Source organism: Priestia sp. RMT2NF4, assembly GCF_047872835.1.
GTDB classification, from domain to species: Bacteria; Bacillota; Bacilli; order Bacillales; family Bacillaceae_H; genus Priestia; species Priestia zanthoxyli.
Genome location: NZ_JBLQZO010000003.1, coordinates 679,869 through 700,845, shown reverse-complemented (window position 1 = coordinate 700,845; position 20,977 = coordinate 679,869). Strand labels below are relative to the sequence as shown.

The window sequence follows — 20,977 nt, the reverse complement described above, 5'->3', positions numbered from 1 at the left end:
AAACCCTTTATCCCTTAACATAACGGCAGTTTTCAAACAAAATATACGGATATTTTCCCTTTAGCTTTTAAATTTTCCTCAATATTTGCTGGAAATTCACAATTTACTGTTGTATAATTTCTAAAAATCAGATAAATTATTAAATAAGTATTCTTTCTATTTAAAAAAATATGTTTCAATTATATACAATTGATTCTTATCATGAGAGGTGGAGGGACTGGCCCTTTGAAACCTCAGCAACCAGTCGTTAGAGACATGGTGCTAAATCCAGCAAGCAATTAATTTATTGCTTGGAAGATAAGAAGGCGAAAAAAGTCTTCTTCTTAAGAAGACTTTTTCTATTTTATCGGCATATTGCATAAAACGAATCACTCGTGAAATAGAAGCGGAACAATTTAAGGAGGTTTTGACATGGGGTTACTTGAAGATTTAAAGTCTAAAATTTTAATTGGGGATGGTGCCACTGGTACCCTCCTTTACTCACACGGTATTGACAGCTGTTTTGAAGAACTAAACATCACCAAACCAGAAGAGGTTTCTCGTATTCACAGAGCCTATGTAGAAGCTGGTGCAAACGTTATTCAAACAAATACGTACGCTGCTAATTATCAAAAACTTGCCCGTTATGGATTAGAAGATTCAGTCAAAGACATCAATGTTGCTGGTGTAAAATTAGCGAAACAAGCTGCAAACGATCAGGCTTACGTGGTTGGTACACTCGGCGGAATTCGTTCTTTCCAAAAAAATGCTATTAGCTTAGAAGAGGTTAAGCGAAGCATTCGTGAACAAATGTTTTGGCTTTTAAATGAAGGCGTGGATGGCCTTTTATTTGAAACATACTATGATTTCGAAGAATTAAAGACCGTTCTTACACTAGCAAGAAAAGAAACGGATAAGCCTATTATTACCCACGTTTCCCTGCATGATATTGGCGTACTGCAAGATGGGCGTCCTTTAGCAGATGCATTAAAAGAATTAGAAGACTTGGGAGCAGATGTTGTCGGGCTAAACTGCCGTTTAGGTCCTTATCATATGATTCAGTCTCTTGAAGAAGTACCGCTTCCTGATCGTGCTTTCTTATCTGCTTACCCTAATGCCAGCCTTCCGGCGTATGTGGAAGGCAAGCTGGAATATGAAACGAATGAAGACTACTTTGTAGAAAGCGCGCGTTTATTCCGCGAACAAGGGGTTCGCTTAATTGGAGGATGCTGCGGTACAACACCAGCTCACGTACGCGCCATGTCGTCTGCCTTAAAAGACCTGCCTCCGATTACAAGCAAAGTCGTTAAAATGAGACCAGCCGTTACGGTTCAAGAGCGTGAGCAGCAGGATAAACCTCATATGCACGAAATTGTGAAGAAGCGCCGCTCCGTTATCGTCGAGCTGGATCCGCCTAAACAGCTTGGTCCGACGAAATTTTTAGAAGGCGCAAAAGCACTTGATAAAGTCGGCGTAGATGCTATTACATTAGCTGATAATTCTCTTGCCTCACCTCGCATCAGCAACTTGGCAATGGCAACACTGATGCAACAAGAAACAAAAGCACGACCGCTTATTCATATTACCTGTCGCGACCGAAATTTAATTGGACTTCAATCTCATTTAATGGGACTTCATACGCTAGGAATGAATCAAGTGCTTGCAATTACCGGTGATCCGTCAAAAGTTGGCGATTTCCCTGGCGCCACTTCGGTCTATGATTTATCTTCATTTGACTTGATTAGTTTAATCGCTCAGTTTAATGAAGGACTATCTTATTCCGGCAAACCGCTTGGTCAAAAAACCAATTTTTCCATTGCAGCTGCCTTTAACCCAAACGTGCGTCACTTAGACCGAGCCGTTCAGCGCTTGGAAAAGAAAATCGACTGCGGGGCTCACTATTTCATTACTCAGCCTCTCTATTCAACTAAGCAAATTGAAGAGGTATATGAAGCAACCAAACATTTAACAACACCGGTATACATCGGGATCATGCCGTTAACAAGCGCAAGAAATGCTCGATTTATTCACCATGAAGTACCTGGAATTAAATTATCAGAAGATATTCTAGAACGTATGGACGCAACGGGAAATGACCGGATTCGCGGTGAAGTCGAAGGCCTTGCGATTGCAAAAAACTTAATTGATACAGCATATGAGCTATTTGACGGTATTTACTTAATTACGCCGTTTATGCGCTATGAAATGACCGAAATTCTAACACGCTATATTCATGACAAGCAACTCGTTACATCAGAAAGGAAGATATAAATGAGCTCACTTATCGAACAACAACTAAAGAAGCGAATACTCGTCATCGATGGAGCAATGGGAACGATGATTCAAGATGCTGATTTAACCGCTGAAGATTTTGGCGGCGAAGAATATGAAGGCTGCAACGAATATTTGACCCGAACAGCGCCTCATGTGATTCAGCGCATTCATGAAGAGTACTTTGCAGCGGGTGCTGACATCATTGAAACCAATACGTTTGGCTCAACATCTACCGTACTTGATGAATACGATTTAGGCCACTTGGCGTATGAATTGAATATCGAAGCTGTGAAGCTTGCTTGTGCAGCCCGTGATAAATATTCAACTCCCGAATGGCCTAGGTTCGTAGCTGGAGCTATCGGCCCTACCACTAAAACTCTCTCTGTTACGGGAGGTATTACATTCCCTGAGTTAGTAGAATCGTACGAAGAGCAAGCTCGGGGTTTGTTAGACGGCGGCGTCGACTTACTTCTAGTCGAAACCTGTCAAGACATGCTGAACGTAAAAGCTGCGTTTTTAGGCATTACAGCGGCGTTTGAAAAACTGAAAATAGAAGTTCCAATTATGATTTCAGGAACGATTGAGCCAATGGGAACAACTCTCGCTGGTCAAGATATCGAATCTTTTTACTTATCACTGGAACACATGAAGCCTCTTTCAGTCGGACTTAACTGCGCGACAGGTCCTGAATTTATGACGGATCATATTCGCTCTCTTTCAGACCTAGCCACTTCAGCTGTTAGCTGTTATCCAAACGCTGGACTTCCGGATGAAGAAGGCAATTATCATGAGTCCCCTGAGCTGCTGGCTCAAAAAATTAAAGGATTTGCTGATAAAGGCTGGCTGAACTTTGTAGGCGGATGCTGTGGTACAACGCCTGCTCATATTAAAGCACTTGCTGAAGCGGTAAAAGAGGTTGCTCCTCGTTCGCTTGATCGCTCCGAGCATAATCATGCTGTAACCGGTATTGAACCGCTTGTATATGACGATTCTATGCGCCCTCTTTTTGTGGGAGAACGTACGAATGTAATCGGTTCTCGCAAGTTCAAGCGTCTGATTGCGGAAGGGAAAATTGAAGAAGCATCTGAAATTGCGCGTGCTCAAGTTAAAAATGGTGCTCACGTTATTGATATTTGCTTAGCAGATCCAGACCGTGAAGAAATGGAAGACATGGAGGAATTTATTCAAGAAGTTGTAAAAAAAGTGAAGGTTCCTCTTGTAATCGATTCAACTGACGAGAAAGTTATTGAAAAAGCTTTAACGTACTCGCAAGGTAAGGTCATTATCAACTCCATTAACTTAGAAGATGGTGAAGAGCGTTTTGATGCAATCTTGCCGCTAGTAAAAAAATTCGGTGCAGCTCTGGTTGTCGGTACAATCGATGAAACAGGCATGGCCGTTACTGCAGAAAGAAAAGTAGAGATTGCTAAACGCTCACATGATTTGCTTGTTGAGAAACATGGCTTTAATCCAAAAGATATTATTTTTGACCCTCTTGTGTTTCCTGTAGGGACTGGTGATGAACAATATATTGGTTCTGCTGAAGAAACAGTTAAGGGAATTAAAATGATTAAAGAAGCCCTGCCTGATTGCCTGACCATTCTTGGCGTAAGTAACGTGTCATTCGGTCTTCCTCCAGTCGGACGTGAAGTACTAAATGCGGTTTACCTTTATCACTGTACGCAGGCTGGACTCGATTATGCCATTGTTAATACAGAAAAATTAGAGCGCTATGCTTCTATTCCAGAAGCTGAAATTGAGCTTGCTAATGCGTTATTATTTAACACAACTGATGAAACGCTAAGCACGTTTACGGACTTTTATCGTGATAAAAAGAAAGAAGCAAAAGTAGAAATTTCTACGTTAACACTTGAAGAACGATTGGCAATGTATATTGTCGAAGGTACAAAAGAAGGATTGCTTCCTGATTTAGAACAGGCTTTAGCTCAATATGATGATCCGTTAGATATTATTAACGGACCGCTTATGAAGGGGATGGCGGAAGTCGGACGTTTGTTTAATGACAACCAGCTGATTGTAGCAGAAGTGCTTCAAAGTGCGGAAGTTATGAAAGCATCCGTTGCCTTTTTAGAACCTCATATGGAAGCAACTGAAAATGATTCTGGAAAAGGAAAAGTGATTCTTGCAACGGTTAAAGGCGACGTGCACGATATCGGTAAAAACTTAGTAGACATCATTTTAAGCAACAATGGTTTTAAAGTCATTGATTTAGGAATTAAAGTAACGCCGCAGCAGCTGATTGAAGCAGTAAAAGACGAAAAGCCAGACATCATTGGCCTGTCAGGTCTTTTAGTAAAATCAGCTCAGCAAATGGTTTTAACTGCACAAGATTTAACGCAATCAAGCATTGATGTTCCAATTATGGTAGGAGGCGCTGCCCTTTCCCGTAAATTTACTGACTTTAAAATTGCCCCGGAATATGAAGGTGCCGTCCTCTACGCCAAAGATGCGATGGACGGATTAGCGTTAGCAAATAAGCTGCAGAACAAAGAAGAAGTTATTCAGCTTTTAGCAGATTTAAAAACGCGTCAAGAAAAGAAAGTAACGGTTCGAGAACGCCAGCCTCAAACCGCTCAAGCAGCTACGGCTGTTTTAGAAAGATCCGCCATTTCAACGGATGTTCCTGTTTTTGTACCGGCTGATTTAAAGCGCCACGTTGTCAAACACTACGATTTGGCACAGGTTCTTCCGTATATTAACTGGCAGATGCTTTTAGGCCATCACTTAGGACTAAAAGGAAAAGTGAATAAGCTGCTTGCTGAAAAAGACGAGCGTGCTGTTCAATTAAAAGAAACCGTTGATGACCTTCTCGAACTGGCACTAAAAGAAAACTTAATTAAACCAGCGGTTATTTATCAGTTCTTCCCTGCTCAAGCAGACGGAAATGATTTAATTATTTATGATCCTGCTGATGAAAAAACAGAAATTGAACGCTTTACCTTCCCTCGACAAGCAAAAGGACAGTTCCTGTGCTTATCTGATTTTGCAAAGCCTAAAGAAAAAGAGATGGACTATGTATGTTTCTTCTCTGTAACAGCAGGAACAGGCATTCGCGAACGCGCGGCGAAATTCAAAGAAAACGGCGAGTTTTTAAAAAGTCACGTGTTCCAAGCTCTTGCGCTTGAACTAGCTGAAGGATTAGCAGAACGTGTTCATCAGCAAATTCGTGACCGCTGGGGATTCCCCGATTCGCCTGACTTTACAATGGCGGAGCGTTTTTCAGCCAAATACCAAGGTCAGCGTTTTTCATTCGGATATCCCGCATGTCCAGACCTTGAAGACCAAGCAAAACTGTTTAAATTAATTAAACCTGAAGACATCGGCATTCAGTTAACAGACGGTTTCATGATGGAACCAGAAGCTTCTGTTACAGCCCTTGTTTTTGCACATCCTGAAGCGAAATATTTTAACGTATTGTAAAACATGGCTGCGGTCTTTTAGACCGCGGCTGTTTTTTTACAGTGAACAAACCTAAAAAAAAGGCTGCGACAAATGGATTTTAGTTGAAGAAAGATCCGAACGGAGTTAATTCTTAATTGAGAATCAACTCCGTTCGGATTGTTTTCATTATGATGGTGAACTAGATTTCATGTAGCTGTTTCTAGCTGTTGATTAGAGGGGAAGGCGAAGACTCCTGCGAAAAAAAGTGATGTAGTTATGTCTTAATCTCTTTGAATTCACCGCCGGTTTGAGCTTTTTTTATGAGTTTCTTGGGAAACACTGATAGAATAAGGAATGTAATAAATTTGTAACACTCTTATCAAGGTAATTTTTTTAGGGAAAGGAATTTTCAAGAGATGATTAAATTATTTGTAAGCGACTTAGATGGAACTCTTTTACACGAAGAAAAATACGTAGAACAGCATAATGCAGACGCACTTAGTGAACTTCAGCGCCAAGGAGTAGAGGTTTGTCTTGCTTCTGGACGAATGGATACGGAAATTTTAAAGGTTTCTACTGATATTAATAATACATTTCATCGCATTAGCCAAAACGGAGGATTTGTGTGGACCAAAGAAAATCAAGAACTTCATGGAAAAGTGTTTGAAGATGATTTAGCGGTTCAACTTTATAAAAAAACGATAGATCCTAACCGTATTACGCTTGTCTGTTCAAACGACACGAATTATGTAGAGCAGCGAAATGAAATTATTGAAGCAATTGAAACTCACATGTTTTTCCCTATCGAAGAACAAATTGAAATGACAAATTCATTTGGTCAGGCTCTTTCTCCATCTAAAATCACGGTTCTTGGAGATCATGATGAAATGGTAGCTCTGCAAAAAGAAGTGAACGAAGAGTTTGGTGATTATATTGATACATATATTTCTGCCAAGCAGTGTTTAGATATTATGCCTAAACATATCAGCAAAGGAAATGCCATTGAAATTTTATTAAATCATCTTCAGCTAAAACCAGAGGAAATTGCATGTGTAGGGGATTCATTTAATGATATTCCTATGTTTCAATTAACACCGAACAGTTTCGCTATGGCTACAGCTCCTGAAGCTGTTCAGCGCCATGCCTCTGCTATTGTGTCATCTGTTAGTGAAGCAGCGCGTATTGTTTTAGAAAAAAATAAGCAAACAATCTAAAAAAAGCGGTCAACGTTTAAATTGACCGCTTTTATCTATTTAATAAGAAAACGGTAGTTATTTTTTTCGTAAAGAACGAAAAAATTCACCTAAGCTTTTTTGCTTCCCATCTGCATGCTCTCCATGATTAACCAAGCTGCTGATTCTTTCTCGTCGTACAACAACCATAATAAGGGTGGCAAAAAAGATAATGGAAACGGCAATGACAACCAGTGCAAGAACGGATGCTACAATAGCTTCAGAAGTCGTTAGTGACGATAGCATCTGCCTCGTACACCTCCATTTCGTTTGTGGCGAAAAGGAGCCTAGCAATTAGAAATGCAAATAATCTTTTTTCTCAGCTTGATGCATGTTATTATACACCATTTTCATTTTAGAAGCTGTAGCTTTTAAAGACGTAGACGAATCCACATCTTCGGCTAACATAATGTTTACTAAGTCAACCACAGAACGAGACAACAACTCTACATTATTTTGCAACTCTAATTCGTCATAAGTCGTACGGTCTTGAAGACGAAGTCGAATAATTTCATTTGCTAGCTCCCTAACACGCACTAATTGTTGATGTTCTCCCATAGTATCTCCGCCGCAAGAAACTTATAATCAGCCCTTTTATTGGCTTTTATAAGAGCTAGAAATCCCTGCAGCTTACCCCTCCTTATAAAGATGCCTAGCACACCTTTATGTAAATCGCACTTTCACCTTGTTTACATGTATATTCGCTATAGCTGGTTCTTTTTCCTTTTGAAATTAGCAGCCATCGTCAACGACCTTCTTGGTTTATCGTTCAGATTTCAAATTTTTAAGGATGTGATATACGAAAATTAAAACGCCAATAGCCGTAAGTGTTGCTCCTACTGCTACTACGGGTGTAAAAGCTTGGTTTTCTAGTACGATCATGAGAAATAAACCAATCATCATGACCGGTAATCCTATATTATGCAACCATACGTGCAGTTTAGCTAATTTACTTTCGCTAAACGCAGGAAACAAATAATAAATAAGTCCCGCTAACGTAAGCGACGTCCATCCTAATAAATTAATGTGCACGTGAACAGGCGTCAAAGCGTAGCTGTGAACAATTGACATATAATACCCCAATATGATGCCAATTCCAAAATAAACGGCTGATATTTTAATTAATTTAATTCCCATCGTTTTCTCCCCCTTATATCCCCTCCGACTTCTGTACTACTTTACGCAGGAAACGCCATTTTAGAAGCGGCTGATTAACCAAAGGACACGAAATACGGAGTATGATATCTAAAAAGAGGATTCTTTACCGCAAACACAAAAAACAGCTGAGCAAAAGTACTCAGCTGTCTATTTTAAGCAATATAATGCAGCACAAAATTCAAGAAAAACAATAGCGCGCTTACATACATAAACATCGATACTTCACGCATTTTACCAAGGAATAATTTAAGCAGTGGATACGCAATGAACCCAAATGCAATTCCATCAGCAATGCTGTACGTAAGAGGAATAAGCGCAATAATTAAAAATGCAGGGAAACCTTCTGTTAAGTCCTGTAAATTGATGTTTTTGATATTTTGAATCATTAGTGCTCCAATCACAATGAGAATAGGTGCAATAGCACTATCTGGAACCAGCTTGATAAATGGAATAAACAGAAGTGAACTTAAAAATAAAACTCCTGTAATCAGCGATGTTAAACCCGTTCGCCCTCCAGCTGCAATACCAGATGCTCCTTCTACAGAAGACACCGTTGGACTTGTTCCAAACACCCCGCTTAGCAAAGCTGAGGCGGCTGTTGCTTGAAAGGCCCGCGGAAATTTGCTATCTTGATTCATCATACCTAGCTGACCATGAAGCAAACCGATATTTTCAAAAATCAATACCATTGTTAATGAAAAGACAGCTGCCCAAAACGCAACGTCTCCAATGGCTCCAAAAGACAATGTGCCAAAGCTGCTAAAAAAGTCGTTCACGCTCGCAGCGGACTGTCCATTTTCTGCACTGCTTCTTACACCAAGTAAGAAGGCAAGGACGGATCCAGCAATCATGCTTAACAAAAAGTTACCTTTCACATTTCGGATAAACAGTACGATTGTGATAATTAACGTCAACAGCGTACTGATAACAAACGGATCTGACAAGTCTCCAAGTGCTACAAAAGTGTTTTCGCTTGGAACTACAAGCTTCCCTTTTTGCAAACCGATAAATGTTAAAAATAAGCCAACACCGACTGTTATCGCTTCTTTTAACGAATGCGGAATCGAAGAAACAATTTTGGCAGACAGTCGTGAAAAAGCTAATGCTATAAAAAGAAAGCCGGATATCACTACTGCTAATAACCCTTCTTGCCAAGATAACCCCATTGATTGAACCATCGTATACGTAAACAATGCGTTAATCCCCATACCTGGCACCAGAATGAGAGGCGCATTTGCCCAAAAAGCCATAATAACACAGCCTACAAAAGCCGAAGCCACTGTTGCGAATATTCCTGCTTCAAGCGGAATACCAGCATCAGACAAAATGGTTGAATTAACAGCAATAATATACACGATGGAAAGAAATGAAATGACCCCAGCTAAGCTTTCTTTTCCGACAGTTGTTTGGTGGTCGTTTAAACGAAACAACTTTTCAAATAATGCGTTCAATCTAATTTCCTTCTTTTCATCTATCCCTCGCCCACCCAGTGACCAAAAATGCCACCGAAGTTATTATAGCAAAATCAACAATTGTTGCAAGGAAAACTTGTCTCCTTTAGCTTAAGCGTTCATTCCTTATTTAAAACTGTTATCATTTTCTAAACGTAGCGTCTTGCATGCATTCTATATATACCTTGAATTGGACATAATAAAAGAGCGCTTTATCAGCGCTCACTGTTTTAATAATAATAATATGGTGGGTACGGCGGATAATATGGTGCTGGATAACCGTAATAACCTGGACCTCCTAATGCACTTCCAAGAACTAATCCTCCAAGAAATGGAGCTCCAAAGCCCCAACCCCAAGGGCGACCAAAGCCATAACCGAACCCCGGGCGGCCGAAGCCAAAACCAGGACGACCGAAACCAAAACCCGGGCGACCGAAACCGAATCCTGGACGGCCAAAGCCTCCAAAACCACCAAATGGTCTTCTTATGTCATTAATATCAAATTCTTGCATGATACATGCCTCCTCAAATTATATTTCATTCTCTTTATTACATATGTTATTCACCTACTTCTTGCATAGGCAATCGCCTCTTTTTTTGTGATTTCTTAAAAAATATTCTTTTTCTATCACCTCGTTAGGATCAAACAAGCGTACAGCCATATATTTTTTAAGGCTTTGAAACATACTACATGTAACTTATGTAAAATAAGAGAGAGCAAAGGAGGAATGTACCTTTATAATTTTCAGCAGCTGCTGCAATGAGGAATAAATATAATATGAACGCATAAAAAGAACGCTCAACAAACATGTTGACCGTTCTTCTTATGAAAATACATAGCGATTTTTTATTAATTTATCTGACCCTTTGCTTGACCGTATATGCCCTAAAGCTATATAATCCCCTTTTTATACAATGCGCTTTGAACATAAAATCATAGGAGCGTCTCCCCAAACGCTGCTATGTATGTATATCTGTAATCGCTTACAAACCTTTAATAAAAAACCGATATGATTTTCTATCTATTTACATTAAACAATATTTTAGGCTAAATTTCAACACATTTTTTGTTTTTCTTTGTACTCAGCAAAAAAACAGGTGATATAGCACAATGATTTTCCTTTTTTCCTGTCCCTTTTACTTATATCCATAATCGTTTATAGTTTATAACGAAAGGAAGTGACATAATGTCTGATCAACTAGAAGAATACTTAGAACGAGGAATGTACGGAGCAAAGGAAACAAAAAGAGACGAAAGAAGATATTTCTTAACTGCTCTACGTGAGAATATTGAAATTGCGCTAAAAAAAGGGCAAGTCATGAAAAAGGATGCAGCAAAAATAAAGCCTCTTTTAAAAAAAGTGAAAGACGGTCATTTGTTTTTAAATGGCTCTTTGTCTTATTCATACCTCTCCCCTTATATTCAAGTGGCTAACCAACATAAAGTGCCTTTTACCATCGTTCAGAACTTAGAAGCTGATACCGATATTGGTCTAGTTTTAACGGGTTCTGAAGGCAGTTTGGAACGAGATATCTTTTTAGACTAAAAAAAGAGGTTGACACATAACGAAATGAATCCAATCAACTGCTAGAAGGAACGAGACAGATAAAACTATATTCACCATCAAAAAAAAACGAACCATTGATCAACATGTGATCAATGGTTCGTTTTTCACTTCGTCTAAAATACTTTTGTTGCAGCCTCTTTTTTATTTAGCAAACACGTGATGATCAATTGTTTTAATTACAGCACGTGAACGAATCCAGTTATCGGTAGCTGTTTTTGGATTATAAAAGTAAATGGAATCGTCTAAACGATCTTTTCTAGTCAACGCTTGCTCTACTGCTTTTTTCGAATCTTCTGAAGCAGGTTTGTTAATTGATCCGTTTTGAACCGGTGAAAAAGCGTATGCTTTTCCGACAACTTGTTTAATAACTCCTGTTACCGTATCTGGAAACTTCGGAGAATCTACACGGTTTAACACTACTGTTGCTACCCCTACTTTTCCTTCATACGATTCGCCTTTTGCTTCGGCTTCTACTAAGCGAGCTAATAAATCTTTTTCGCTTGCCGAAATCGAAACTGCAGGTGTTTCCTGGTTCGCAGGTTTGGCTTCTGGTTTTGGTTCTGGCTTAGCCGTATTAGCAGGTGCTGCCGTTGAAGGTTCCGTTGTTTCAGCAGCCAGCACTTTTGTCTTACTCGGAATAGCTAATGTTTCACCAATATAAATCATATCTCCTTGACGATTGTTTAATTTTTTAATATCGTCAATTGTTACACTATATCTTTTACCTAACTTCCAAAGACTATCGCCTTTGACTACTTTATAATTAGTTGCAGCCGTAGCTGTTGCATTAAAACCTATAAATGAAAGAGTAGCTAAACAAGCTACTACCATTGATTTCATATAACTATGTTTCATAGGTAATACCTCCTGAAATTTCGTATGGTATTACTCTATCATAGCTATATGGGGGTTTCACCGAACGATTCAATTACATTTCTTTAAGTTTGATGAACAAAATTACGTTCGGAACACAAATATGACATTGTACCTTATTTTTTGTCATAATCACGGTAATTTTTCTAAAATACAGGTATATTTTCCCGCCTTATTTCAGTTTAATCAGAAATTTATTCATTCGTTTTTCCCTTATAATTCTTATGATAAACATTTAAATTCATCTACTTTTACACAAAAGAGCTGAATGTTGTAATCAACATTCAGCTCTTTTTAATCTTCGATCTCAATTTCTACAACATCATAGAAATCAATCACTAGTTTAGCACCCGTATCATCCATAAACGTAAAAACGTCTTGATCATCTGATAAATGTATCACGTATCCGGTCAACTGCTGTTCACTGTTGTCGTAAACAGTAGTAATTAGAATTTTTTTATGATCTACATATGCTTCTTCTAATAACGAATGGAGGTCATAGTCCCCGTCATCTTCGGGCCGGTTCGTTAACAGCATCCCATAAGTCGTCATTCCATTTTTATCTTTCCATATATGATCTGCAAAATAAAAAGGTGCTGTACTTTTTCGAAACTCATCCATAATATCCCTCCTATAACTAAACACGTTTATTCGCTCTTACTATACGTTACTAAATAAACGCACAAGCACTTGTAACAGTATATTCTCTACTGTACAGGCTCATACATCCATTATATAAGGCATAATCAAATAATGCCATCATTTCGTTTAACTCCTAGGAATTTCTAGATACGTATAGGTAAAATCGCCTCCGCGTCCGGCGATTCCACGAAAATGTTTGAAATCAGGGCGATTTACTAAAAAAGGGCGAAAAGCAAGAAAGTCTTCTTTTTTAACTTTAATTTCGGTTACTTTTCCTTCACTTAACTCATTTAACATATTGATTACTGTTTGTTCATCCATTCAGTTCCACCTCGTTTTTAGCTGTTCAGCCAATTTTGCAGAGACGCAAATTGAGCTTCAGCTTCTTTATATCCTTGGTTATAAAGAGCGTCGAGACGCTCACGATTCTTCTCAATTCGCCCTACTACAAGAGGGGATTGCGGACGAATCACAAAGATATTCCCCTGTCTTTCCTGCTCTTCAATATATGACAATGTTTCATTATACAATTTATAGCGGTTCTCAAGCGCACGAGTCAGCCCATCATAATGACGATATTTGCGCTTCAATAACCAAAGCATATTTGATTTCTTTTTTCGATATCCTTCGTTTCGCGTTAGCACAACAATATTTTTTCTATATCCATCCTGCACTGCTTTTTTGATTGGAATCGGATCACTGATTCCTCCATCTAACAGCTCTTTTCCTTTATATGTAACGACAGGTGCTAAAAATGGAAGGGAACTAGAAGCGCGAACCGCTGTCAAAATATCCCGATCATACTCATCAAAATAAACGGGTTCTCCCGTCACGCAGTCCGTTGCTCCTACTACAAGCTTCTCTGTACGCTCAGCAAATGCCTCAAAGTCAAATGGAAGAAGCTGATTAGGAATTTCATCAAAAACGAAATCCATTCCAAATATCTCTTTTGTTTTAAAATAATTTTTCCACGACAAGTAGCGAGGATCCTCTAAAAAATCTAAATTAGCTTTGCGACTTCTTCCTATTTGTCTAGATAAATAAGAAGTGGCATGACAAGCGCCGGCTGAAACGCCAATTACATACGGAAGGTACAGATTTCTTTCCATAAAGTAATCTAAAACTCCGGTTGTATAAAGGCCTCTCATACCGCCTCCTTCGAGCACGAGTCCAGTATCTTTCAATTTCTACACCTTCTAATTCTTATAATTTATGACAAGATTATACCTCGTTTATTATAACGAAAGATGAACAAAGATGGAACTGTGTTGCTTCTCTCTTTCGTTAAAGCTACCAATTCCTTTTATTCCTCAGCACATTTTACTTGTTTTTTCAATTTTATTTTATATTTTTTCAAAAAACCCTTTACTAATTCCCAGTTTTAAGGCAAAATTGTAAAAAAAGAAAACGCTAACTAGTTTTACTATTTTCAAAATTAAAATTATTTAAAAAATTAATAATGAACTAATTTAAAACAAAGGAGCGATGAATGATGAAAATAGCAGAGGTAGGAAACTTGATAGAATTTAAAAATGGCTTACAGGGCATTGTCGAAAAAGTAAATGAAAACTCCGTGATTGTTGATTTGACTTACATGACAAACTACCGGGATTTAGACTTAGAACAGCGAACTGTTGTCAACCACAAAAACTACACGATTATTAATCCCGCTATGTAAAGGGAAAAAGCAACCGGAACGCAAAAACGGTTGCTTTTTTAGTGGTTTTGAAAGAACTGATTCTTTTGTTCTTCTGTAATAATTCCCAGCTTATACATGAGATAAATATACTGTTGAACCTTAACATCCTTCGAACTTTTTTTCACTGTACTCCCTCTTTTCTAAAATGTTTCTTCATACAATAATATATGGCTAAGATAAAAAAAGTTTCCTTAAAGAAACAAAACCAGGCCCCATTTTTTCTTGAAAGGGTCTTATTTTCGTGTGACAATAAGAACAAGCTACTACTACCTACTTACTGAAAGGAATTACTAGCATGTTTGATACTGTATTGTTTATCGTTGCACTTATTGTCATTCTTTTTTTCATCGTGCAGTTCGTTTTTAAACGCAAGCAAACTTCAAATAAAAAAACATCCGCTGAACCCATGAATTATGCCGAAGAAGATTCTAACTCCTACACAAGCTGGAGTGAATCTGCTTCTAATCACGATCACGATGGTGATGGTGATGGTGATGGGAACGCGGATGCTGACGGAAGATAGAAAAAAGCCTCTTCTTATGAAGAGGCTTTTTTTATTTTGATAACACGCGCTTGCCGTTGGTAAACGAATAATAGCATTCACCTGTATAAATGTCTTGGCTTTCATGTACATGAACACCACATTTATCTTCAAGTGCAGCTTTCATCATGGATTTGGCTACGTTATACGCTTTAATTGGACGATATTTTCTCCACTTTCCTACAAGGCAAAATGAACACGACTTTAACGTGTATCCCCCAAGCTTTTCAAATAGGCGAAACTCTTGGCGCTTGCCTAATAATAACGATGGGCGGAAAAAGTGAGTAGAACGGATATACAAGCTTGCGATATCTTCTTCTACTTGCCCCTTTACTTTACTGTAAAAGAATGGCGAACGAAGATCAGCACCAATTGCTGTAATCGTTAAAAAGTTTTTGCAGCGATATTTTTCTGCACATTTAGCCGCTTTTAAAGGAAATTCGTAGTCAACTTTAATGAATTTCGCTTTTGTTTTTGCTTTTTTCATTGTCGTGCCTAAACAGCAATATACATCATCAACTGCAAAGCATTCTTCGTGCTTATCAAGCTCTGAAAAATCAATTTCAAGCTGACGTAGCTTTGTGTGTTCGATTGGTAGCTTTTTTCGAACAAACACTGTCACATGGTTATATAAGCTGTTGCTTAATAACATTTTTAAAAGTTCTTGACCAACAAGTCCGCTTGCACCTAATACTAATGCTGATCTCTGTGACATTCTTTCACCTTCTCATCTGTTGTTTTTGCAATGGAAAACAGGTTGCATACACAACCTGTTTGTTCGAATTAACGATTATCAATTGTTTCTGGGTATAAATCATGATTCATCAGGCGATAATTAGCCATTTCTTCATACTTCGTACCAGGACGGCCATAGTTTGTATATGGATCAATTGAAATCCCGCCGCGTGGTGTGAATTTTCCCCATACTTCAATATATCTTGGATTCATCAGTTTAATTAAGTCATTCATAATAATATTCATACAGTCTTCATGGAAATCTCCATGGTTACGGAAGCTGAACAAATAAAGCTTTAACGACTTGCTTTCCACCATTTTTTCATCTGGAATGTAACTAATATAAATGGTTGCGAAATCCGGCTGACCCGTTTTTGGACATAAGCTCGTAAATTCCGGACAGTTAAATTTCACAAAATAATCACGATTTGGATGTTTGTTATCAAATGCTTCTAGAATCTCTGGTGAATATTCAAACAAATAGTTTGTTCCTTGATTTCCAAGGAGTGATACACCTTCTAATTCTTCATCTTTTCGACCGCTCATTTGCATTTCCTCTCTTTCTACGATTGTCATTCTAACAGCGTTTTTTTATTTTGTATATATCTGTTTTTATTTTTCTTTGTAAATTTTTTGCTATGCGCTTACACGCCTCGTTTATTTCCCCAAACAAGGGCGTGAACCTGCGGCAGAACTCTTACATCGTTCATGTTTTTAGCTGCCACTGCCTTGTCGATTAACCACTCATACTTTTTAAGCAATTCTTGTGTTAACGACGCATTATCGATTGTCGTTAAGTCCTCGTTGCCTACTTGAACAAAAAATGGAACCTCAGGATAACGTTCATGAACAGACGCTGCATACTCAAAGTCCTCATCATTAAATACAACGACTTTTATGCTTATGTGCGCCATGCGTTTTTCCTTTATTAATGTCTCTATAATATCGTCTAATACGGAGAAATTTGTTTTCATTAATGAACTTGGAGGCTTAGGAGAAATCGTTAAATCATCGATCTTTAGGAACCAATCCTGATAACGGCTTCCCTGTGTTTCAAGAGCTGCTTTTACCCCATGACTGTGCAAAAGCTCTACAAGTGAACCAATCGCCTTGATAAGCGCAGGGTTTCCTCCAGAAATGGTGACGTGATCAAAGCACTCTCCTCCAATTTCTTTAAGCTCCGTCCAAATTTGTTCTGCTGTTAGCTGACGAATATCGTTTTTAGCTGATCCATCCCATGTAAAAGCTGAATCACACCAGCTGCAGGAATAATCACAGCCTGCGGTACGAACAAACATCGTCTTACGTCCTACAACCATTCCTTCCCCTTGAATCGTTGGGCCGAATATTTCAAGTACTGGAATTGTATTAGCCACGTTTTTTCACCTTCTTTGGGCGGTAAACTACGTAACTTGTCGGCGTTTCCCGCACGAATACTTGTACGCAAGAAGGCTTATTTGGTAGTGTGTCTAGATATTCTTGAACCAACTCATAAATTTTACGAGCAACAACTTCAGTTGTAGGAAAATCATTTGGATTTTCTTCGTTAAAGATAGAATGATCGTTCAATAATGTATGATCAAATTGACCAGAAACAATTTTTTTCAATAGCGCAAAGTTTACTAAAAAGCCCGCTTCGTCTAATGTATCTCCGGCAACAGTTAAATTTACAAAATACGTATGTCCATGGACTTGACGGCATTTTCCTGCTTCTGTATGAGGAACAAAATGTGCCGCAGCAAACTGCATATCTTTGTTCAATTCATATTCATAGTCATGAAAGACTTGAGGATACATTTGTTGCAGCATTATTTTTCTCCTCCTTCTTTTGTTTGCAAGTATTGATCTAACCCGCGTTTTCGCAATTGACATGCGGGACATTCGCCGCACCCATCAGCAACAATACCGTTGTAGCACGTTAATGTTTTTTCACGCACATATTCAAGCGCTCCTAGCTCATCCGCTAACGCCCACGTTTCTGCTTTATCAATCCACATAAGCGGCGTATGAATCACAAACTCGAAGTCCATTGATAAATTAAGCGTGACGTTTAACGATTTCACAAATACGTCTCGACAGTCTGGATATCCCGAAAAATCAGTTTCACAAACGCCTGTTACGATATGACGGCCTCCGCTGTTTTTAGCCAGTACGGCAGCAAATGATAAAAATAACAGATTGCGGCCATCCACAAACGTTGTAGGCAACTCTCCTTCTTTTTGCTCAATTTCAATATCATCTCGCGTTAAGGCATTTGGTGCTAATTGATTTAAAAGTGACATATCTAGGACGGTATGCTTCACACCTAAATCAGCTGCGATAGCTTTTGCTACCTCTATCTCTTGACTATGACGCTGACCGTATTGGAAAGTAACCGTTTCTACTTCTTTAAAGTTTTTCAAAGCCCAAAATAGACATGTTGTACTATCTTGACCGCCGCTAAATACAACAATAGCTTTTTCATTTTTCATCATTATTGTTCGTCTCCTTTTTGATTGAAATCAAAAGAAGAAGAAACTTTATTGAACCGTTCGTTCCCTTTGTGACTAATTTTATAACACAAAAAAGAGACTGCTCTTTTCCAGCAATCTCCCTAAAAAGCAACTAAGATACACGTCCTCGCCAGCATACACGTCAAAAAGACGTGTTGATAGAAAAGCACGTGAAAGAAGACACGCTAAAACCGTGTCTTTTGTCATCAACGATGATCTTAGTTTTTTATAGAGGGAGTTTTCGAACCTCTCCCGTACATATACAAACGTGTACGGCGTTTCTTCTTGAATTGTCATCGTATACTATACCACATACGTATAAATAATGCTATATTTGTTGGCTTCTATCACCTTTAGCTGCCTTATTTCTCTTTATATAAGAAAGCGCAATAAATAACAACGGAAAACAGACGCTTAGTACAAATAAATAAAACGGCCAGTAATATTTTTCAAAATAATTGAAGTATGCTGTATTTGGAATAATGTAATACGCCACGCCTGTAATGATTAGACCTAAAGGAAAGCTCAAAAAATTGCGCACCCGTAAATTACATAATTGAGCGATACTTAACTGAATAGCATAGAACACAATGACAACTTTAAAAAAGATAGATAACATCCAAATAATAGCTACTAATACTTCAACATGCTGTATCGTTGCACCTAACGAAATCATTTTTCCTAATAAATAAACTGGGTAGCTGTGCATTGATGCAATATTCGCGCCAAGAGCTAATATACAAGCCGCAACTGCAATCGTAATCGTCAAGCCCGATGCCACAGTGCCGATAACAATCATTCTTTTTACCTTTTTGCCATCTTTTATATGAGGCGTAATCATTAGCACAAAAATCAATTCCATAAACGGATTTCCTAAGAAATACGTGGTCCCTAACACTAAATCATCCATGCGGAATTCAAACAAAGGGTAAAGACGATCCAGTTTCATCTGAGGAATATTTAACGAAATTAACAATAAAAAAGGGACGACGATCCACGGTAAAAAGATTTCCGCGGTTCTCGCTATCACTTCAATGCCTAAATACCCTCCGTATATAACCGCTAAAATCACAAGAGCATGAATCCACGTAGGCAGAGTTTCAGGGACAATTTGCGTCGTCATAAATGTACTGATATCTCGAAGGGAAAACGTAGATTGAATGAACATAAAAAAAATGTAAATAAGAGACATACACGCTCCGGCGTAAGGACCTAGCGCTTTTTTAGCTATTTCAATGAACGTTTGCTGAGGGTAACGGTGCATCAGCCATAACAGCACCGCAACAATTAAAAGGGCAAAGCCAATAGCAAGCACACTACATACCCAGGCATTTTGTCTATTCGTTTCTAATAACGTAGCCGGAACTGCCAAAATAGCGCTTCCGATACAAAAAAAATAAATGAGAAAAAGAAGTTGTTTCGGAGTAATAAATTCTTTTATTTGCATCATACACCCCTTCTCTCCTACATGCTTACGTAAATAACAGATGATGAACGGTTTTAGTAAGAGGCTTAATGAGTTCCTCTAAAAAGTACAGAGGCGTAGGTACTTCTTTACGGAGTGTAATGGCTCCCCAAAAGAATAAACCCATACCTATAAGACAAAGATAGACAACGATTTCACGGTAATACTTTTCCTTTCGGAAGTTAATCATAATTTTTTTAGTCAAATAAGCAAGAAGTACGAGTAAGGCGATAAATCCCTCCATTTTCTTTCTCCTTAATGCTTCATTTGCTTCATATATGAGTTATTTAACGTGCCTAAGCGACGGATTTGAACTTTGGCATCTAAATCGACGGTTAAATCTTCTGCGTAAATTCTGTTCCAGTCTCTTTTCATTTTGTACCATCTCTTTACATCTTGTCTGTAAAACGTTTCTCCAAAACCGAAGATATCACTTTTATAATCTTTTTGAGCTTTTTCCACTGCGTCATTCATTTTTTCTTTTACGTCCGCTGCTGTTTTTCGTTCGAGCATATTGATTACAGCTGGGTCCTGTAAGTTTACTTGACACTCTACATCTGCCACGTTTGCTTCACCTTTTAAATCCACGTGAATATGAGGCTTATGGTTTTTCATAGAAGCCGTTACCTTCACGTTCGTTCGAAGCATTTCTACTCCGATGATATCGTGCTGTTTTTCTTCTCCTTCGCATGGAATAACAATTAACGTACTTTTTACATTTCCTGTAATATAGTTATATCCTTTACTTTCGTCTTCATTGAACCAGCCGATCAGCTTATCATTTTGAAAGACACCTAATCCTTTAAAATTGAGCAGGGTGGACAGATTGGTCCGGGAAATGCTCGACATATCTCCTGCCTTTTTCACGTCGCCTTTGACCAATACTCCCGATAACACCGCCTGCTTTCCTTCGCTCGTTAAGTTACTGATCAGTTCATTTAACTTTACGCCTCTAGTGGGTGCCCAAATACGCTGAGAGACGTCTAATGAAGCAAACATATGGTTAGCTGGTATTTTTTCAATTGTTGTTAATACGTTCAGAACGCTCGATGCTTTCGTGTTTTTAGCAACAACAACAAAATAATCGGTACGCACTTCATGATCCCGAGCAAAGAAATCAAGCACTTCAGCAATACCCTCTTCCGCCATGCTTTCGCTAATGACTAGCATTCGTAAATGAGAAAGATAAATTTTCCGCGGGGATTTTGTCGTTATTTTTCTTAACCCTTCCATTACAGACGAAGCCTTAATAGAGAATGTGGTAACAGAAGGCCCGTTTGTAGGGGTTTTGGCCTGAATATCACCAGGGTTAATCAGCTGAACTGTAACAATAATGCCATCTTCTGCTTTATCAATTCCGACAGCAACCGTAATGGCTAGCTCATTCAACTCTCGACTGCTCCAGCAGCCGCTTAACAGCAATGAACAGATACATAACATCAGAAATGCTTTCATAGTAACCGGCC

At 38.5% G+C, this 20,977-nt stretch carries 23 protein-coding genes and 2 riboswitches; of the genes, 6 read left to right on the top strand and 17 right to left on the bottom strand.

Translation table 11 applies throughout. The annotated features are described in order from the left end of the window. Positions 1-193 precede the first annotated feature (193 nt). Positions 194-304, top strand: a riboswitch (SAM riboswitch). 107 nt (positions 305-411) lie between these two features. The 3 genes from ACMX9J_RS16985 (at position 412) to ACMX9J_RS16975 (ending at position 6,869) form a co-directional block, all read left to right on the top strand. Then, positions 412-2,250 (top strand): bifunctional homocysteine S-methyltransferase/methylenetetrahydrofolate reductase, encoded by a 1,839-nt coding sequence (locus ACMX9J_RS16985; protein ID WP_047751399.1) that lies wholly within the window; start codon positions 412-414, stop codon positions 2,248-2,250. Further along, a complete protein-coding gene (gene metH / locus ACMX9J_RS16980; RefSeq protein WP_034268190.1) occupies positions 2,251-5,694 on the top strand; it encodes a methionine synthase in 3,444 nt (1,147 codons plus the stop codon). It abuts the gene before it with no gap. A gap of 377 nt (positions 5,695-6,071) precedes the next feature. Then, positions 6,072-6,869 (top strand): HAD family hydrolase, encoded by a 798-nt coding sequence (locus tag ACMX9J_RS16975; protein WP_416226038.1) that lies wholly within the window; start codon positions 6,072-6,074, stop codon positions 6,867-6,869. A gap of 57 nt (positions 6,870-6,926) precedes the next feature. Here ACMX9J_RS16975 and ACMX9J_RS16970 read toward each other — a convergent pair whose 3' ends face one another. From ACMX9J_RS16970 to ACMX9J_RS16950, 5 genes are all read right to left on the bottom strand, one after another. After that, positions 6,927-7,133: a hypothetical protein gene (locus ACMX9J_RS16970; protein ID WP_013055999.1), complete on the bottom strand. Its 207-nt coding sequence runs from the start codon at positions 7,131-7,133 to the stop codon at positions 6,927-6,929. Positions 7,134-7,181: 48 nt separating this feature from the next. Then, complete coding sequence (locus ACMX9J_RS16965; RefSeq protein WP_013055998.1) at positions 7,182-7,445, bottom strand: hypothetical protein; 264 nt, start codon at positions 7,443-7,445, stop codon at positions 7,182-7,184. A 204-nt stretch (positions 7,446-7,649) separates the two neighbouring features. Continuing rightward, the gene (locus ACMX9J_RS16960; RefSeq protein ID WP_028414141.1) at positions 7,650-8,024 is read right to left on the bottom strand and encodes a hypothetical protein; all 375 of its coding nucleotides are present in this window, start codon (positions 8,022-8,024) and stop codon (positions 7,650-7,652) included. Between the two features lie 173 nt (positions 8,025-8,197). After that, entirely contained in the window at positions 8,198-9,496 is a 1,299-nt protein-coding gene (locus ACMX9J_RS16955) for an NCS2 family permease (RefSeq protein ID WP_048020028.1), read from the bottom strand. A gap of 230 nt (positions 9,497-9,726) precedes the next feature. Next, positions 9,727-10,008 (bottom strand): hypothetical protein, encoded by a 282-nt coding sequence (locus tag ACMX9J_RS16950; RefSeq protein WP_033578387.1) that lies wholly within the window; start codon positions 10,006-10,008, stop codon positions 9,727-9,729. 675 nt (positions 10,009-10,683) lie between these two features. Between ACMX9J_RS16950 and ACMX9J_RS16945 the strand changes: the two genes are divergently transcribed. Then, positions 10,684-11,043, top strand: a complete 360-nt coding sequence (locus ACMX9J_RS16945; protein WP_033578386.1) for a YueI family protein — start codon at positions 10,684-10,686, stop codon at positions 11,041-11,043. A gap of 162 nt (positions 11,044-11,205) precedes the next feature. Here the strand turns inward: ACMX9J_RS16945 and ACMX9J_RS16940 are convergent, their stop codons facing one another. The 4 genes from ACMX9J_RS16940 to ACMX9J_RS16925 form a co-directional block, all read right to left on the bottom strand. After that, a complete protein-coding gene (locus ACMX9J_RS16940) occupies positions 11,206-11,919 on the bottom strand; it encodes a cell wall hydrolase (protein ID WP_165635670.1) in 714 nt (237 codons plus the stop codon). Between the two features lie 312 nt (positions 11,920-12,231). Beyond that, positions 12,232-12,558: a hypothetical protein gene (locus ACMX9J_RS16935; protein WP_013082248.1), complete on the bottom strand. Its 327-nt coding sequence runs from the start codon at positions 12,556-12,558 to the stop codon at positions 12,232-12,234. A 147-nt stretch (positions 12,559-12,705) separates the two neighbouring features. Further along, positions 12,706-12,900, bottom strand: a complete 195-nt coding sequence (locus tag ACMX9J_RS16930; RefSeq protein WP_033578384.1) for a hypothetical protein — start codon at positions 12,898-12,900, stop codon at positions 12,706-12,708. Between the two features lie 17 nt (positions 12,901-12,917). Further along, the gene (locus ACMX9J_RS16925) at positions 12,918-13,763 is read right to left on the bottom strand and encodes a patatin-like phospholipase family protein (RefSeq protein ID WP_028414145.1); all 846 of its coding nucleotides are present in this window, start codon (positions 13,761-13,763) and stop codon (positions 12,918-12,920) included. Between the two features lie 308 nt (positions 13,764-14,071). On the opposite strand from ACMX9J_RS16925, the gene ACMX9J_RS16920 reads away from it, so the two are divergent. Together ACMX9J_RS16920 and ACMX9J_RS16915 are read left to right on the top strand one after the other, a co-directional pair. Continuing rightward, positions 14,072-14,257 (top strand): YkvS family protein, encoded by a 186-nt coding sequence (locus ACMX9J_RS16920; protein ID WP_013055988.1) that lies wholly within the window; start codon positions 14,072-14,074, stop codon positions 14,255-14,257. 316 nt (positions 14,258-14,573) lie between these two features. Beyond that, a complete protein-coding gene (locus ACMX9J_RS16915) occupies positions 14,574-14,801 on the top strand; it encodes a hypothetical protein (RefSeq protein ID WP_033578383.1) in 228 nt (75 codons plus the stop codon). A 31-nt stretch (positions 14,802-14,832) separates the two neighbouring features. Here ACMX9J_RS16915 and ACMX9J_RS16910 read toward each other — a convergent pair whose 3' ends face one another. From ACMX9J_RS16910 to ACMX9J_RS16875, 8 genes are all read right to left on the bottom strand, one after another. Further along, positions 14,833-15,534 carry an NAD(P)H-binding protein gene (locus ACMX9J_RS16910; protein WP_028414147.1) on the bottom strand — a complete coding sequence of 234 codons (702 nt, stop codon included), beginning with the start codon at positions 15,532-15,534 and terminating at the stop codon, positions 14,833-14,835. A 68-nt stretch (positions 15,535-15,602) separates the two neighbouring features. Then, positions 15,603-16,100, bottom strand: a complete 498-nt coding sequence (gene queF, locus ACMX9J_RS16905; RefSeq protein ID WP_013055985.1) for a preQ(1) synthase — start codon at positions 16,098-16,100, stop codon at positions 15,603-15,605. A gap of 98 nt (positions 16,101-16,198) precedes the next feature. After that, positions 16,199-16,930, bottom strand: a complete 732-nt coding sequence (gene queE, locus ACMX9J_RS16900) for a 7-carboxy-7-deazaguanine synthase QueE (protein ID WP_025749424.1) — start codon at positions 16,928-16,930, stop codon at positions 16,199-16,201. Further along, positions 16,923-17,363, bottom strand: coding sequence for a 6-carboxytetrahydropterin synthase QueD (gene queD, locus ACMX9J_RS16895; protein ID WP_013055983.1), 441 nt, complete (start codon positions 17,361-17,363; stop codon positions 16,923-16,925). The genes queE and queD overlap by 8 nt, the downstream gene beginning before the upstream one ends. After that, entirely contained in the window at positions 17,363-18,028 is a 666-nt protein-coding gene (queC, locus tag ACMX9J_RS16890) for a 7-cyano-7-deazaguanine synthase QueC (protein WP_028414148.1), read from the bottom strand. Before queC ends, queD begins: the two co-directional genes overlap by 1 nt. A gap of 230 nt (positions 18,029-18,258) precedes the next feature. Continuing rightward, positions 18,259-18,302: riboswitch (PreQ1 riboswitch) on the bottom strand. A 72-nt stretch (positions 18,303-18,374) separates the two neighbouring features. After that, positions 18,375-19,496 (bottom strand): GerAB/ArcD/ProY family transporter, encoded by a 1,122-nt coding sequence (locus ACMX9J_RS16885; RefSeq protein WP_416226037.1) that lies wholly within the window; start codon positions 19,494-19,496, stop codon positions 18,375-18,377. A 22-nt stretch (positions 19,497-19,518) separates the two neighbouring features. After that, positions 19,519-19,755 carry a hypothetical protein gene (locus ACMX9J_RS16880; protein WP_033578382.1) on the bottom strand — a complete coding sequence of 79 codons (237 nt, stop codon included), beginning with the start codon at positions 19,753-19,755 and terminating at the stop codon, positions 19,519-19,521. An 11-nt stretch (positions 19,756-19,766) separates the two neighbouring features. Next, positions 19,767-20,966: a Ger(x)C family spore germination protein gene (locus ACMX9J_RS16875; protein ID WP_416226036.1), complete on the bottom strand. Its 1,200-nt coding sequence runs from the start codon at positions 20,964-20,966 to the stop codon at positions 19,767-19,769. Positions 20,967-20,977 lie beyond the last annotated feature (11 nt).